Here is a 15,247-nt window from a genome sequence, read left to right as displayed (position 1 = left end):
CGCCTAGCTCGAAGATGGCCTCCCCATTTCGGAGAGGGTGTTCAGCTCAGATCCCTTCGGCGTAGCCCAGGAAGCCCTGGGCTTCGGGCCGTTGCGGAGCGCGGTGGCGGTTGGTGACCATGCGCTCGTGCAGCAGCTTGATCCGCTGGCTGCCGGTCTTCTGGAAGGCGAAGGGCAGGATCGCGTGGACCGCGCAGGCGAAGGCGGCCACCGCCATGTTCATGGCGAACCAGGAGGCCGTGCCCATGTGCTCGAAATAGGTCTCGCCGACCGACTCCGGATGCTCGGTGAAGGCGCGGAACATGGCGGTGGACCCCTGCGTCGGAACTCGGCCATGATGATCGCGCAGACGGGGAGAAAATCATTGTCCGATTGCGGACGCGCGGGGCTCGATGAGAATATAAAATTCCTCAATCCCACTTATTCGGAGAATCATGTTCTCCAGATCGCATGTATTAACTAGGCCTTAAGCTGCGAAATCGCCTCGGAGAGAATCGGCCGCTGGCCCTTGTGGACCTTCCAGAGCGCCGTTTTCGGATCGAACCACTGGGCGCGGTCGACCTCCGGGAAGCTGGCCATCCGGCCTGAACGCGGCGGCCACTCCATCTGAAAGCTGTTGCTGCGGACAAGGTTCACGTCGAGGTCCGCCTGGACCAGGAAGGCGATGACGGTCTTGCCCGCGGCGGTCTTGCAGGGGGTCAGCGGCTGGCCCTCGCCGTCCACCGCCTGGCCCACTTCCTCGGCGAACTCGCGGCGCGCGGCGTCCCAGTCGGCCTCGCCCGCCTCGACCAGGCCCTTGGGGATCGACCAGGCGGCTTCGTCCTTCTTCGCCCAGAACGGCCCGCCCGGATGGACCAGCAGGAACTCGACATCGCCCGCGGCCGTGCGCCGCCACGCCAGGACGCCGGCGCTGATCTCAGCCGCCATCGGAGGCCCTGGCGGCCTGGCCCGGCGCGGCGAAGGGCGGCCGCGGCTTCAGCCCGATCGTCGCGCGGCGCGAATCGTAGAGCACCGAATAGCGGAAGTAGGGGGCGACGCCGGCCAGGATCACCACGCCGTAGGCATGGGTTTCGCGCCGCGCGTTGAAGCGCGTCGCCAGGACGCGGTCGCCCAGCACGAAGGGGATGTGGGTCGCCACCTGGCCCTGGGCGTCGAAGAGGTCGAGGTCCGCCGTCGAGCCGTCGGGCCAGGGCGCATCCAGCCGCGCGTTCAGCACCGAGATGAAGAAGGAGCCGGTGTCGAGCAGCACCACCCCGCAGGCCCGGTCGTGCGTCTCGCGGTGGGTCAGGCAGCCGGGCACCGCGTCGTGCAGGCCGCCGCCGCGCTCGTGGGCGTAGGGCGCGGCCAGCGGCGAGACGGCGAAGCCCTGGGCCTCCTCGTCCGCCGGGTTGAGGATCAGCCGCCCGGTCCCCTCGCCCGGCCGGGGCAGCTCGACGATCCAGCGGCGCACGCCCAGCGCGCGCAGCGGGTTGCCGACCTTGCCGCTCGCCATGTCGATGCCGACGATCGCCTTGAAGCCCTCGTTCGGCAGGCCGTCGGAGGCGATGCCGTACTTCTCCAGCGTGGTGCGCGAGGCCGGGCAGCGCGGCAGGTAGGCATAGCAGCCGATGGTGCGGATCAGGTGGATGGTGGACGTCCCTTTCAAGGCTCCGATGGTCAGCACCGCCTCGGTCGCCACGCCTTCGTAGCGAGAGCCGGAGGCGTAGCCGTAGGTCTCCGGGTCGTCGCTGGGCCGCGCGTCGGTGCGTTTCAGCACGCCCGGCAGGATGCGCAGGCCGGTGGATCCGGTGTCGAGGCTGGCGAGCAGGCGGGTCTCGCCCACCTGCACCGGGATGGCGTAGCGGTGCGCGCCGTTGGACAGCACCTGCTCGATGATCGGGACTTCGCTGCGCGGCGCCTGGGCGTGGGCCGGCGTCGCGGCCCAGGGCGCCAGGACCGCCCAGAAGGCGAGGGCGCGAAGCATCGGCGGCAGGGCTAGTCGGCGGACCATGCGGCCCGTATCTGATACCGCCTGAGCCTTCGCGCCAACCCGAGGACCACCGCTTGTCGCCCCTGCACCAGGTCACCCCCTATTGGCCGCACCGGGGCCTGCCGGGAACCGGGCGCGAAACCTGGGTGAAGATGGACGCCTACCAGCCGATCGGCTCGTTCAAGATCCGCGGTGTCGGCCACCTGTGCCAGCGGCTGGCGGCGGAGGGCGCGACGGCCTTCGTCTCCTCGTCCGGCGGCAATGCGGGCTATGCGGCGGCCTATGCCGGGCGCGCGCTGGGCCTGCCCGTGACGGTGGTGACGCCGTCCTCCACCGCCCAGGACATGCGCGACAAGATCGCCGGCCTGGGCGCCGAGGTGCTGACCCACGGCGCGGCCTGGGACGACGCCGACGCCCTGGCCCGCGAGATCGTCGAGCGCGGCCAGGCGGCCTATGTGCCGCCGTTCGACCATCCGCTGCTGTGGGAGGGCCACGCCAGCATGATCGACGAGATCGCGGCCGCAGGTCCGGCGCCGGACGCGGTGGTGGTGGCGGTGGGCGGCGCGGGCCTGCTGTGCGGCGTGGCCGAAGGGCTGGAGCGGCAGGGCTGGAGGGACACCGTCATCCTCGCGGTGGAGACCGAGGGCGCGGCGTCCTTCGCCGGCGCCGTGGCGGCAGGCGAGCTCATCACCCTGAAGAAGATCGAGACCATCGCCACCACCCTGGGCGCCAAGCGGGTGACGGGCGAGGCCCTGGCCTGGGCGAAGCGGCGGCCGATCGTCCCGGTGGTGGTCTCCGACGCCGACGCCGTGCGGGGCTGCCTCAGGTTCGCCGACGACCACCAGTGCCTGGTGGAGCCCGCCTGCGGGGCCGCGCTCAGCGTGGCCTACGACGACCACCCGGCGCTGCAGCCCTTCGGCCGGGTGGCGGTGATCGCCTGCGGCGGGGTGGCGGTCAGCCTGGAGAAGCTGGCCGGCTGGAAGGCCCGGTTCGGGATCTAGACGTCGGGATTCAGCCGCGTTTGCGCTGTCCGCGCCGGGGCGGCTCACCTTGGCTGAAGGTGCGCAGCGGCTCGTGGTCCGGCCGGGCGTGATGCATGAACTGGCTGATGTCGCGACGGTCGATGCCTTGGCCGCAGTCGGGGCATCGCACGAAATGGATGCGATCGGCGGCGTCGATGGGCTGTCCCGTGGTGTCCGACAACTGGCCAAGCTTGGCGGCGATGCCCTCCACCGGGCGCGCGGGATCCGGCGCCATGATGGCTTCATCGTTACTCATCGGGAACTCCATGCCCTGGCCCCAACCTAGAATAGTGGGTTCGGGACCTGGAGGTTCCATGGCGGCGGCCGATTGCCCCGGGCCGGTTGCGCTAGTGCAGCATCTCCCCGCGATGCGGCAGGCCGTAGGCCTTCATCGCAGCCGGCAGGCGCATGGCCTGGCGCATCGCCTCGCGCATGGAGGCGAAGGGCGTGGCGGCGGCCGGATCGTGGGTCCAGCCGGCCGCGCCGGTGGGCGACAGCATCAGATAGCTGGCGGGCGCGCCCGGCCGCACCTCGGTGCGCGACACGAGGGCGAGGGCGGGTTGCGGGGCGAAAGCGACGGACATCGGTAAGCCTCCCTGGGGTTCGTTAACCCTGAGGCTAGGCCGTGGGCGAGAGCCCGGAAATTCGGGTCGAATCCCTACGGGCTTGCAGCTAAGGGTTGTTTGTCGGATTTCGGAAGCCTTGATTCACAGTCGATCCGCTAGGGATCTGTAAAGTAAGGATTTTTCTTCCGGAGGAATTCCCGATTTGACTCACGATTTCGGGCGATTTGACTCCAATTTCGAAAGCGTGACTCCGGTGCTGATCTAAGTACCTGAAAGCTTTGGCCTATTCATGCGCGCTGAGAAGTTCATTTTGCCACCCTTGACGCCGGCCATCGCGGTGGGGATCTCCCTCCAAGACGAGGCCGAAGGCGTTGCACGACGTCGTGCCTCAAGCCTCCGAACTCGGTCAACGCCTAGCTTGGCGAAACGCGACGGTTCGCCCCGAGCACGTCCGGGACGAAGACGCTCAGTCCTGACCATGCAGACATCGTGTCGCGCGGGCTTGCTAACTCCGCTTCCAGAGGGGCCCACCGCCTAGCTGCGGCCGCGGGCCGTCGGTGCGGGTGAGTTGGATCCGCTTCAGCTTCAGACTCCTGGAGTGGAAGACGAAATCGCACGGCACCGCCGTCCGCGTCATCTGCCCCACCAAACGACCGTAGAAGCGCAGCTTCCCTTCGAGGTCGAAGAGGCCGACGTGCCCCACTTCGGCGCCGCCAGAGACATTGAAGGCGACGGCCTCGGCATTGGCGTCGAACTGCGAGTCATGGGCGACGCGCGTGATCGGCTGGCGCTCATAGCCCTCGGCCGAGAGCTCCTCGTAGAAGTCGCCGTCGGGATTGGGCGCCTTCACGAGGAGCGCCACCTGCAGATTGGTCGGAATTTCCGGAGCGGTCTTTTGTGCAAGCGTCGGCGCCAGGATGGCGTTGAACGGTCCGATTTGGTGATACGTGGGTCGACCGCTTTGAGGGGGCAAGTGAGGTCCGCCGCCGCCCGCGCGGCCGGAACCTGTATAGAAAAGCATGGTGATGTCCGATCGCCGGCAGTGACCGGCGCTTCTGTGGTGGATGGGAAACCCTTCAGACACAGATCGTCCGCAGGTGCGGAGCCGCTAGGTCGAGATGGGCGGGGAAACAGCCTGACCCCCCGGGCCATGACTGTACTTGTTATGTCCCACAGGACGGCTGGAAAGTCAAGAAATATGGGGTTTTGAGGCGTCGGCGGGCGGGACTCGAAGTGCGGGGGCGAGGCGCGGCTCGGGACAACACACGGTTTGCCGGCGCTGGCTGCATCCCGCTTGGCGTGCCGGCACTCCAGCTATAGCCTGCCAGGAAGGGGGACGCGGCGTGGGGCGGTTGGTCTACGGATGCAGGTTTGATGTCCCCGGCCAAGGTGCCTGGGACACGACGGTTCGGTCCCGGTATCAGCGCTGGATTTCCGAGCGTTATCGCAAGTCCTTCCAGACGTCAGTCAGCCCCGACCTAGCCACGGGGGAGGTCTCGGGGCGACTGCCTGATGGGCACCTGCTCGCCATACGCCGGCATGATGCGGATGGCATCGCGACGGAAATAGAATGGTCGTTCCCTGGAGAACAGGGTCTTGTCTGGCGCAACTTAGTGCGTACGGCTCAGATAGCCGATCGCTGCGCGGTCGAGCATCGCGTGGAGATCACCTCGGTCGAATATCTGGTCACGCCCGCTGGCTATTCGGTGGGCGCTCCGGCGGTCGTTCGTACCATCTGCCAGCAAGACGTGCTTGTCGGCGACATGCATGTGCGTGCCGCCGTGTACCCGTTGCAGGCAGAGGGGGTGGATCAGTTTGTCGGCCTTCTTGAGGCCGAAGAGCGCCGACTACCGATAGTGCTGCTCACGCCGTTCGCAAACGGGGAGCCCTGCGACCTCGATGCCCGCTCGCTCGCTGACCACCTAGCCGGCGTAGCTATTGTCACAGAGGCAGACACTCCGGACACGACTCGGGCTCTTTCCGAGCGGCTCGATCGGCTCGGCTGCTACCACGGCGGCGTGCGAATCTACTGGCCCGGCTTTCGGAAGGGCGACGATCTGCGTCGCCATCCCCTGTTGCTGGGCTCGCGCATTGCCATGCTCGGCCCCGAGCACGCTGCGCGCCGGGTTGAGCGCTCGATATTCTCGGTCGCGGCTTTCCGTTTCGCTCCCGACGCGAGGATCGGCGCGATCATCGCCAGGAGCGAGGCGGCCCTGCGGGCCGAACGAGCCCACGAGGCAGTGGGGCAAGGCGACACTAGTTGGGAACAGTACGCGCTTGAGATGTCCGACAAGTTGGACACGGCTCTTTCCGAACTCAACGCGCTCAACGCCGAAAACGAAAACCTGCGGGCTAATCAGAGCGTACTGTTCGCTTTCTCCGCACAGTCGGAGGAGCAAGAAGACGAGGATGAGGTGTCGGTTGCAAGGCAGCCGACCACTGTTTCAGAGGCCGTGGAATTCGCCATCGAGGACTGCCCGCGCCTACTCTTCCTCGATAGCTGCCGGTCCTCTGCTGAAGCGTCGCCATTCAAGCGGCCGGGCGAAGTCTACGAGGCACTTTCGATGATGAACAAGGTCGCGGAAGTCTGGGGGCGCAACCAGGGGGGTGCGGACCTACGCCAGATGTTGAAGGAGGCGGGACTTGGGAAGCGCGTCAGCAATTTCATCTCGCAGACGTCAAAGGGAAAGTGGGGCGCGGACTACACTTTCACCTACGACGGCGAACCCCGCTTGTTCGAGTGGCACGTGACACTCGGCGCCGGCGCGGCCGACACTTGCGCTTCGATCCACTTCCTGCCGGATCAGGCGCGAGGCAAGCTTATCGTCGCTCATGTTGGAAGGCATCTCACCAATACGCGCTCGTGAACGCGCTTTCGGCGCGCCCAGTTTCGAAGCCGCCGCACGAGCGGCCAAGTACATAGGCGGATCCTAGTGCGGCTGAAGGCCGTCGATCGCATCCACCACCTCCTTGAGGCGATCCCTAATCCCAAGCATTCGCGCCGCCGGCATCAGCGCCTGGCGCCCTGAGAGCTCCAGGACCGTCTCTAGTACCGCGTCGGAGTGACGGATCAGGAGCACCAGGTTCTCTCCGCTTGGACCATTCTTTCCCTCGAACCAATTTCGGACCGCCCGTTCGTTGGCCTTGGTGATCCGACCTACCTCCTTTCGAGCCGATGGCGTCGTACCCCACTCGGCTTGCATCGCCGTGGCGATCGTTTCAGCGAATGGCCGCATAATATTCACCCGCTCGACGTGAAAAGATTTTCCTTTTTTGGACTGAAAAGTTCAGTCCAATTTGTGAAACGACTTTCCTGTTTTGTCGCCATAGGCTGACCGCTCCTTGGCATCTTGGCCCCTCAGCCAAGATCGATCTTGGCGTTTCAAATGCAGGCAGTCGTCCCCATCGAAGGCGGTGACGCCGGGCGGAAATTGATCCGCGCCGCTCAATACGTGCGCATGAGCACAGAGCATCAAAAATACTCGACCGAGAACCAGGCGGACGTCATCGCTAAGTATGCGGCCGAGCGCGGTTTTGAGATCGTCCGAACGTACGAAGATGCGGGGAAAAGCGGCCTGCGCTTAGATGGCAGGCAGTCGCTTCAGCGATTGATCGCGGACGTCAACGGCGGCACAGCCGACTACACCGCCATCCTGGTCTATGACGTCAGTCGTTGGGGTCGCTTCCAGGACGCAGACGAGCCCGCCCACTACGAGTTCATCTGTCGCGCCGCCGGCATCGACGTCCATTACTGCGCCGAGCAGTTTGAGAACGATGGCAGCATCGGCGCGACGCTCATCAAGAGCCTGAAGCGCGCCATGGCTGGTGAGTACAGCCGGGAGCTTTCGGTCAAGGTCTTCACCGGGCAATGCCGCCTGATCACCCTAGGCTTCCGACAAGGCGGGCCTGCTGGCTATGGGCTGCGCCGCCAGCTCGTCGACGAAAATCGCACGCCAAAAGCCGAGCTGGCCCGCGGCGAGCACAAGAGCTTGCAGACCGATCGGGTGATCCTGGTCCCCGGGCCGCCGCAGGAGATCGAGATCGTCCGACGCCTCTACCGCATGTTCGTGGTCCAGCAGCGCTCTGAGGCTGAGATCGCCGCGGCCTTAAATGGCGAGGGCGTTCTCAGCGATCTTGGTCGGCCGTGGACGCGCGGTGTCGTCCATCAAGTCCTGACCAATGAGAAGTACGTGGGCAACAACGTCTACAACCGCGTCTCATTCAAGCTGAAGACCAAGCGCGTCGTGAATGCGCCCAAGGCCTGGGTTAGGGCGGACGGCGCCTTCGAAGGCATCGTTGAGCCAGACTTCTTCGAGGCGGCGCAGCGGATCATCCAGGATCGCAGCCGACGGTTCAGTGACCAGGATCTTCTGGATCATCTCTCGGCCCTGCTCGCGAAGAAGGGCTGGCTGTCTGGACTGGTGATCGACGAGATCGAAGACATGCCGTCGAGCTCGACGTTCCGGCATCGGTTCGGCAGCCTGGTCCGCGCCTATCAGCTCGTTGGCTACTCCCCTGGCCGAGACTTTCGCTACATCGAAACCAACCGTGCGCTGCGCGCCCTCCATCCCGAGGTCGTCAATCAGGTCGTGACCGACATCGGCGCTGCGGGCGGACAGGTCCTTCGTGATCCGATTTCCGACCTCCTCCGGATCAATGAAGAGTTTTCCGCGTCCGTGGTGATCGTGCGTTGCCACACGACACCCGCCGGCGGACGCCGATGGAAGGTGCGGCTGGATAACGGCCTTAGGCCAGACATCACCATCGCCGTGCGCATGGACGGCAACAACATCGCCGTCCGCGACTACTACCTTCTGCCCTGGCTCGATGTCGGGACGTCGCCAAATCTGCGCCTGGCGCCGGAGAACGGAATCCTGCTCGACGCCTACAGGTTCGAGACCTTGGATGCCTTCTTCGACCTGACGCGCCGCACTCGGCTACGCGCCGCATGACCCAGGAAGCCCCCGAAATCCGCATGGTGCCCGTGGACGCAATCACCGTCCTGAACCCACGTGTCCGCAACAAGCGGGTGTTCCAAGAGCTGGTGACCAGCATTGCCCATCTGGGCCTGAAGAAGCCGATCACGGTCAGCCAGAGACCTGGCCGCGCGCGCTATGACTTAGCCTGTGGGCAAGGTCGGCTCGAAGCGTTCATCGCTCTCGGACAAGCCGAGATTCCAGCCATCGTCATCGACGCGACCGAGGACGACTGCTTCGTGATGAGCTTGGTCGAGAACCTTGCGCGCCGCCAACACTCCCCGCTGGAACTGGTGCGCGCGATCGGCGCCCTTCGTGAGCGTGGCTACAGCCACAGTGACATCGCGGCCAAGGTCGATTTCACCCGAGAGTACGTCTACGCCATTTGCTATCTTCTTGAAAATGGAGAGGAAAAGCTGATCAACGCCGTCGAACGCGGCGTGATCCCCCACACGATCGCCATGGAGATCGCCAAGGCAAAGGAGGGGGAAGTCCAGCAAGCCTTGGCACAGGCCTACGAAGAAAAGGCGCTGCCCGGCAACCAGGTCCTGGCGATCCGGCAGATCATCGAACAGCGCAACACCAGCGGTAAGGGTTTGCGCCAGCGCGGCGGCCCGCAACGATCCACCCGGCGCGTGACGTCCGAGGCGCTGATCCGCGCCTATCAGCGAGAAACCGAGCGCCAACGCCAGCTCGTCAAACGCGCTTCGCTCACCCGCAGTCGCCTGCTCTTCGTCACGAGCGCGATGAAGAAGCTCCTGGAGGACGATCACTTCGTGACCCTGCTGCGAGCGGAAGGCCTGCAGTCGCTACCGACGGCGCTTGCAGAGCGGATCGGCATGGGCGGGGCGAGCCATGGCCGATGAGGTGAAAATCGCATTTGAACGTCAGGTTCATATCTTGCGGCTCAACGACATCCTTCCCTCGAAGATGTTGCCGCCCGCGCTGAAGGAGTCCGCCAAATACAAGCGGATCGCCGCATCGGTCGCCGCGCTCGGTCTAATCGAGCCGCTGGTCGTCGCGCGCTCAAAGGCCGGCGGGCCATACATGCTCTTGGATGGTCACGTCCGCTTTAGCGCGCTGCGCGATCAGGGCTCGTCGGAGGCCCGATGTCTCATCGCCGATGACGATGAGGGGTTCACCTACAACAAGCGGGTGAACCGGCTGGCCACGATCCAAGAGCACTACATGATCGTCCGGGCGCTGGATCGCGGCGTGTCAGAGGAAAAGCTGGCGCGAGCTCTAGATGTCGACGTCAAAGTCATCCGCCAGCGACGACACCTGCTGGCCGGTATCAGTCCTGAAGTCGCTGAGCTCCTCAAGGACAAGCCCGTCGGCCACCACGCCCTGCAACGCCTGCGGAAGATGAAACCAATCCGCCAATTGGAGGTCGCCGAACTCATGGTGTCGGCCAACAACTACAGCTCCAACTACGCCCGAGCCCTGCTCGCGACCACGAAGCCCGCCGACCTTTTGCGGCCGGACGAATTGAAGAAGGCTACGGGCCTGACCTCCGAACAGATGGCGCGGCTGGAGAGAGAAATGGCGTCCGTCTCCAACGACTATCGTGAGCTGGAGGCTTCCTACGGCGATGACATGTTGGTGCTCGTGATCGCCGCGGGTTTCATCGAACGGCTGGTATCCAAGCCAGAGATCGAGAGGTTCCTGGCCAACCACCACCCAGAAGTCTTGGACAACTTTCGATCCGTCATAGCCGCTGCCTCGCTGGATCAAACCACCGCCGCGGCGGCATGAGATCTCGGAGCTACGGAACAGTTGAAGGGGACCGGGACCCGATAAGCGCCGGGACCGTTGGAGAAGCCGCCGCGTGGGGCGGATCAAGGGCGGTGGCGGGAACGGCGGCGACCCCGTTCAGAGCCCGCTAGGTCGGCCGTCATCAGGCCGACTGCGGGCTGGCCGGGAACGGCCAGCCCGACGACGGCGAATTCAAGTCCCTGTCTAGCTGAGCCCGAAGGGCTGCCCCTCAGCGCGCTTTGCCTAGGTCAGCCGGCGGACTCATGGGCGCTGCGAAGTGATGGAGGCGTCAGCAAGAACCACCGGCCGCATTAAACGCCAATTGTCCGGCCGAAAACGATGATTGGAGTCCGGCATAGCGGATCAATGGACAGTCTCTGCACGACCCAAACTACAAGTGTGCGAAGCAAGTGGACTATGATCTGAAGCCCAAGCAAAAGCACCAGGGCCGCGACGGTTTCCGCCAGCACGACGTCGATCTTGAACGTGCCGCCCTCCTTGAGAATTCGATAGCCCAGCCCGTGATCCGCCGCGACAAACTCCCCGACAAAGACACCAAGGAATGCCGCGTTCGCGGCCGCTGGAAATCCGGCCAACACCTGCTCCGTCCCAAGCGGGAGGACGACCTTTGCGAGCGTCGGGATCTTGGGGATCCGACTGCCCCGTAGGTATTCCCCCCATGATGGATCCACGAGATCATCAACGCCAAGGACATTGGCCGCAAAAACCAATCCGGACAGAATGGCACCGATCGCGATCTTGAGTTCCAAATCCGTTCCGAACCAGACCAAGAACATCGGCGACACAGCCAGGATCGGAAGCGCAGTAAGCGCCGCAACGAGGCTCCGGACGATGGGTTTCACCCTGGTGAGCAGGAGGCCAACCGATCCTGTCGCCGCGCCGATGATGGCACCAATCAACAGACCCAATACTGTCGCCTTGGCGCTCCACCAGAAGTCCTTGGGGAGTTCCCCGCTCCTCCAGCGCTCTGCGGCCGACCGCGCCACGGCCGTCGGCGATGAAAAGAAGAATCGTACGCTGCTGGACTGGCTGCTCGACCACTCCCACCACACCATGAATGCGAAGATCAACATGAGCGTCGCTGCGACCAGGAAGACCCGCCATTTGAGGTCGCTTTTGGTCACCGCCACGCCTCTCGCTGCAGTCGGGCAACGACATCGGTAAACCGGGGATGCGAGCGTCGCTCCAGGGCAGACAAGCCAGGTGGGAAGTCCACGCTTAGATCGTGGAGGACGGCCTTGGCGGGTCTCTCTCCTTCGAGAACAACGACCTGCGTCGCGACGGCCGCGACGGAGTCGATTTCGTGAGAAGCGAATAGGCAGGCGCGCCCTTCATTTGCGACTTCACCGATGGCCATCTCAATCGCCTTACGAGCCCCAAGGTCTAGTTCGGCCATGGGTTCGTCTAGTACGACGAGTTTGCGGCCGCTCACCAGGGCCTGAACAACGGCGACGCGACGGCGCATGCCACCGGATAGTTGCGAAGGTCTCCGGCCCAGGCTGGCTTGAAGACCGACAGCAGATAGTGCCTGGCGGCCTCGCTCAACATCCGCCGCCCGCAATCTTCGGTCAAACTCGACGCCGAGGAGGACATTCTGGAGTGCAGTGCGGAACGGAAGTAGCGCCGGCGCCTGGGGCATGTACCAGACCTGGTCCGAAATACAGACTTGGCCCCGGTTTGCCACCAGAAGCCCCGCTGCACATTTCAAGACAGTGCTCTTACCTGATCCGCTGGGCCCAATCAGCCCAACAACATCTCCTGGGCAAACGCGCAGCGATAGCTGGGCGATTACAGGCAAGAACTCTGAGTCCAAAAGGTATCCGATATTTATATTCTGAAACTCAAGCATTCCGGGATTTGCGTATCAGCTTGTAGACATAGTCTGCAGCTCCCGTGAGGATGGGAATCGCCCAAAGGATCACGTGATCTTCCATGATACGGAGCTTGAAGAATTTCTCTCCCGCCCACAGCGTCACCACTGCCAAGAAGCCCATAGCAACGGATGTCACAAGTCCCCGCGTTGCGTCCTCGTCCGCAGAGAGGAACCGCTGGAGGGGCAGCAGGAAACGGCTTTTCACCATCGTAATGCTCACCGTGACCCAACAGAGAGCGCCGGCCGCCAGCATCACCGAGAGTAGGTAGACCCAAGTGGTCGCACCGAGAGGACCTTTATGCGCCGGCACCTCCCGTTCCATCATTGAGAGCGCGATTTGTGACGTCGCCAATGCCGCCAGTGCGGCAGCCACGCCGCCTCGGAGCGCACGTGCCTCTCTGACGAACCGCCCGTAGTCCTTGAAGGATTTGATCAGCCACTCTCCGGTTAGGCGGTTGGCCTCTCGTGGTTCGTAGATCTTGTAAAAGAGCTTCTGCGCCGCCTTTTTGTCTTTCCACGATCCCGCGTGTACGGCGTTGGCCCAATCCTGGAATTCCACGTCAAGGCTTTCGCTATAGACTCGATCGTCGAACAGTCTTGCGGCCACACGATTAGCAATGGTTTCCTTGGAAATTTTTGCAGTCACGTCGTCGTCCAGCGCGGGCTTCGTTTCAGAGCCGCGCTCCAGCAACTGGCGGATTAGCGCAGCGGCAGGTTGCTCCGCCGTTCGTAGCAGTACGCACGACGAACGCACGGCCTCCATGAAGACCGACATTGCCTTCGCTTGCTGCTTGTAGTGCCGACGATGAGTCAGGATGCCCGTTGTGAGAAAATGAGAAAAGCGGGGGTCGTCCATCAATTTGTCTTTGACGTGTACCGATGGGTCTGCCTGCTGGCACAGAACCATCCCATGGATGTCGGCGGTTAACACCCGAAGGGTCCCCGGAACGGCCTCCGCCTCCTGGAAGTACTTGAATTCATCCCCCATCGAGCAACGCTGGCGGAAGGGTTCATCTAGTTCCGCGGCAAGTATCTTGCCGAGGTAGTTTCCGGTGACGAACTTCTCCTCGTAGTAGACCCACTTGTGATCGATGTTCTCGTGTCCAGCCGAGACATCGCGCCCAAGGACCCAGAACGTCGGACGCTTGATGAATGCACCCATCAGCACCGCGGATTTTCCGGATTTGTCGACGTGCCACGCCGCAAGCGGATCGCAAACCGCGATGTGAATCTCCGATTCTGAAGCGGCCTCGCTTTGCTTGAGCATGTGACTGATGGCTGCCCGGTCACCCTCACCAGGGGCGGTCCGGATCTCGATTGCGACCTCAGTGCCCAGGCCAGCGGTGGGGGCAACGCGGGCAAGTATCCCCAAATCGGCGAGGGCGTAGATCGGGAGGTAGAGAAGCGTATCGGTCGCCAGCCATACCTTGAACGTAAGCATTCAGAGGGCCTTCTTGGAGCCGCAATAGCTCGCGTCCGCGGCGGCGCGGCCAGCACTTACGCTCGCTACGTCGCCGACGGCGGCCCTCAGGCGGAGCGCGTTGTCCCACCCTGCGGAATCGATCGCTGATGTGGATGGGATCACCCCCTCCGAAACGGACCGGGACAGCGCCGCTTGCATCACAGGCGCGGGAACGGTCGGAAATCTCTTGACGAGGATGGCGTTTGTTCGCCCCTGGTCGGACCGGATGATCCGAAATGCTTCGTCAAGCGAAGCGCAAAACGCGCCAATGATCGAGGCGTGCGACCTTGCCCAATTGCCGTCCACAACCACGCCGGTCACGGCGAATGGACCAGCTCTCTGGGCCATGGAATAAAGCACCCGGCCTCCACGCGCCGTTGCCATGGACACGTTCGGCTCAAGCTCTAGTGCGATGTCTGCCCGTCCCGCTTCCAACACGCCTTCAACACTGCCGAAGGCTCCTTCTTGAATGTTGGGCTGGAGCTTTTGGCTGAGGAACATCTCGCGCTGCAGCGCGTAGGCGGTGGAGGGGGCGGGGAAAGTCACAACGCGCAAGCCGGCAAGGCCCTTTCGTGCGTAGGAGTCCGCGACGGTGGACTTGAAGGTAATCCCCCAGAACGGCGCGCCGTCGACGACACTGGCGACGAACTTCAAATTCTGGCCACGCTGGTTGGCGATGGCGGCGAACGTGGGATCCCCGATCGCGAACTCGGCATGGTGCGAGATCACGGCCGCAGCCGACTTCTCGTCGCCGCCGGTGCTCGTGATCGAAACGTCTAGGCCATGTTTCGCGAAGAGCCCTGCATCCTTGGCCACGTACAAGCCGGCGTAGAGTGGAAAGTCACCCGTCTGAGCAACGCGGACGGTGGTCAATTGCGCTGAGGCCTGACGATGTCCCGATAGCCACCAGGCACCCGCGGCCAAAGCGCCTGCAAAGAGGCAAACGATAGCGATTGAACGTGGCTTCAACGCACCCACCCCCACGGTTGCATAGCGACGTTATCGACTTACCCGGTAGTTCGCTACGACTAAACCGAGGTGAATAGTTTTGCGATCGGGCAACCTGCGCGGGAAGAGGGCGAGCCCTCCGGCATCGACCCTCGTTCGCTCGCCGAATGTTGGGCTGCTAGAGTTGTCTCAGTGACTGTTCCTGGCGCAGTGCAGACTTTGCGAAGACTATCGAGACGGCGCCAAGCGAACGAAACTAGCTAGGACTGGTACGGCTCCGGTTGGCTCTGAAGCCAGCATTCGACATCGGATCGTAGCCAGACACGACAGCGATTGATGATGACCGCCGGCGTGACGTGGTCTCGCTGCAGTCGAAGACCCGCCCCAAATTTGGCCTCACCCAACAGTTCACCCAGTTCGTCCGGCAGAACATAGAGGCGCAGGAAATCGCGGACTCCCGCGAGCGTGAGCGCGGAATTTCGAGGTCCCACTTGCCCGGCGAGATAGCCTGACTTTGCAGCAGCCGAGATGAATTGCTGGGTGGCGCCGATCAGGTCGGCGGCGACTTGGCAGGAGATCGTAATGTCTGGGATCTTCTGTTCAGGGCGGTTGTTGAAACAGCGATCATAAACCTCCGCAGGCGACACGATGATTG

General features: G+C 63.6%; 16 protein-coding genes. 5 read left to right on the top strand and 11 right to left on the bottom strand.

Annotated features, from left to right (window positions below):
• Window positions 1–46: 46 nt before the first annotated feature.
• The 3 genes from VGL85_RS09275 to VGL85_RS09265 all read right to left on the bottom strand — a co-directional run bounded on the left by VGL85_RS09275 (window position 47) and on the right by VGL85_RS09265 (window position 1,990).
• Complete coding sequence (locus VGL85_RS09275; RefSeq protein ID WP_331588350.1) at window positions 47–304, bottom strand: DUF6356 family protein; 258 nt, start codon at window positions 302–304, stop codon at window positions 47–49.
• Window positions 305–459: 155 nt separating this feature from the next.
• A complete protein-coding gene (locus VGL85_RS09270) occupies window positions 460–927 on the bottom strand; it encodes an NUDIX domain-containing protein (protein WP_331588348.1) in 468 nt (155 codons plus the stop codon).
• Window positions 917–1,990, bottom strand: coding sequence for a hypothetical protein (locus VGL85_RS09265; protein WP_331588346.1), 1,074 nt, complete (start codon window positions 1,988–1,990; stop codon window positions 917–919). The genes VGL85_RS09270 and VGL85_RS09265 overlap by 11 nt, the downstream gene beginning before the upstream one ends.
• Before the next feature lie 53 nt (window positions 1,991–2,043).
• On the opposite strand from VGL85_RS09265, the gene VGL85_RS09260 reads away from it, so the two are divergent.
• On the top strand, window positions 2,044–2,970 hold the full coding sequence (locus VGL85_RS09260) for a pyridoxal-phosphate dependent enzyme (RefSeq protein ID WP_331588343.1): 927 nt from the start codon (window positions 2,044–2,046) through the stop codon (window positions 2,968–2,970).
• A 10-nt stretch (window positions 2,971–2,980) separates the two neighbouring features.
• Here VGL85_RS09260 and VGL85_RS09255 read toward each other — a convergent pair whose 3' ends face one another.
• From VGL85_RS09255 to VGL85_RS09245, 3 genes are all read right to left on the bottom strand, one after another.
• Entirely contained in the window at window positions 2,981–3,247 is a 267-nt protein-coding gene (locus tag VGL85_RS09255; protein WP_331588341.1) for a hypothetical protein, read from the bottom strand.
• A gap of 91 nt (window positions 3,248–3,338) precedes the next feature.
• Window positions 3,339–3,575, bottom strand: coding sequence for a hypothetical protein (locus VGL85_RS09250; RefSeq protein WP_331588339.1), 237 nt, complete (start codon window positions 3,573–3,575; stop codon window positions 3,339–3,341).
• 487 nt (window positions 3,576–4,062) lie between these two features.
• On the bottom strand, window positions 4,063–4,578 hold the full coding sequence (locus VGL85_RS09245) for a phage tail fiber protein (protein ID WP_331588337.1): 516 nt from the start codon (window positions 4,576–4,578) through the stop codon (window positions 4,063–4,065).
• A 322-nt stretch (window positions 4,579–4,900) separates the two neighbouring features.
• Between VGL85_RS09245 and VGL85_RS09240 the strand changes: the two genes are divergently transcribed.
• The 4 genes from VGL85_RS09240 (at window position 4,901) to VGL85_RS09225 (ending at window position 10,288) form a co-directional block, all read left to right on the top strand.
• Window positions 4,901–6,424 (top strand): hypothetical protein, encoded by a 1,524-nt coding sequence (locus tag VGL85_RS09240; protein ID WP_331588335.1) that lies wholly within the window; start codon window positions 4,901–4,903, stop codon window positions 6,422–6,424.
• A 519-nt stretch (window positions 6,425–6,943) separates the two neighbouring features.
• A complete protein-coding gene (locus VGL85_RS09235; RefSeq protein WP_331588333.1) occupies window positions 6,944–8,509 on the top strand; it encodes a recombinase family protein in 1,566 nt (521 codons plus the stop codon).
• Window positions 8,506–9,399, top strand: a complete 894-nt coding sequence (locus VGL85_RS09230; protein ID WP_331588331.1) for a plasmid partitioning protein RepB C-terminal domain-containing protein — start codon at window positions 8,506–8,508, stop codon at window positions 9,397–9,399. The genes VGL85_RS09235 and VGL85_RS09230 overlap by 4 nt, the downstream gene beginning before the upstream one ends.
• Entirely contained in the window at window positions 9,389–10,288 is a 900-nt protein-coding gene (locus VGL85_RS09225; RefSeq protein WP_331588329.1) for a plasmid partitioning protein RepB C-terminal domain-containing protein, read from the top strand. Before VGL85_RS09230 ends, VGL85_RS09225 begins: the two co-directional genes overlap by 11 nt.
• Before the next feature lie 311 nt (window positions 10,289–10,599).
• Here VGL85_RS09225 and VGL85_RS09220 read toward each other — a convergent pair whose 3' ends face one another.
• The 5 genes from VGL85_RS09220 to VGL85_RS09205 form a co-directional block, all read right to left on the bottom strand.
• Window positions 10,600–11,439 (bottom strand): ABC transporter permease, encoded by an 840-nt coding sequence (locus VGL85_RS09220; RefSeq protein ID WP_331588327.1) that lies wholly within the window; start codon window positions 11,437–11,439, stop codon window positions 10,600–10,602.
• Complete coding sequence (locus VGL85_RS22155; protein WP_414695213.1) at window positions 11,430–12,158, bottom strand: ATP-binding cassette domain-containing protein; 729 nt, start codon at window positions 12,156–12,158, stop codon at window positions 11,430–11,432. Before VGL85_RS22155 ends, VGL85_RS09220 begins: the two co-directional genes overlap by 10 nt.
• A complete protein-coding gene (locus tag VGL85_RS09215; protein WP_331588325.1) occupies window positions 12,151–13,623 on the bottom strand; it encodes a hypothetical protein in 1,473 nt (490 codons plus the stop codon). The genes VGL85_RS22155 and VGL85_RS09215 overlap by 8 nt, the downstream gene beginning before the upstream one ends.
• Window positions 13,624–14,517 (bottom strand): ABC transporter substrate-binding protein, encoded by an 894-nt coding sequence (locus VGL85_RS09210; RefSeq protein ID WP_331588323.1) that lies wholly within the window; start codon window positions 14,515–14,517, stop codon window positions 13,624–13,626. It lies immediately after the preceding gene.
• 335 nt (window positions 14,518–14,852) lie between these two features.
• Window positions 14,853–15,247, bottom strand: a 395-nt coding sequence (locus VGL85_RS09205) for a hypothetical protein (protein ID WP_331588321.1), incomplete at its 5' end; no start/stop codon positions are given.

This window comes from Phenylobacterium sp., assembly GCF_036501465.1.
Lineage (GTDB): Bacteria > Pseudomonadota > Alphaproteobacteria > Caulobacterales > Caulobacteraceae > Phenylobacterium.
Note: the sequence above shows the minus strand (reverse complement) of the source record. Positions and strands in the feature narration are given on the sequence as shown.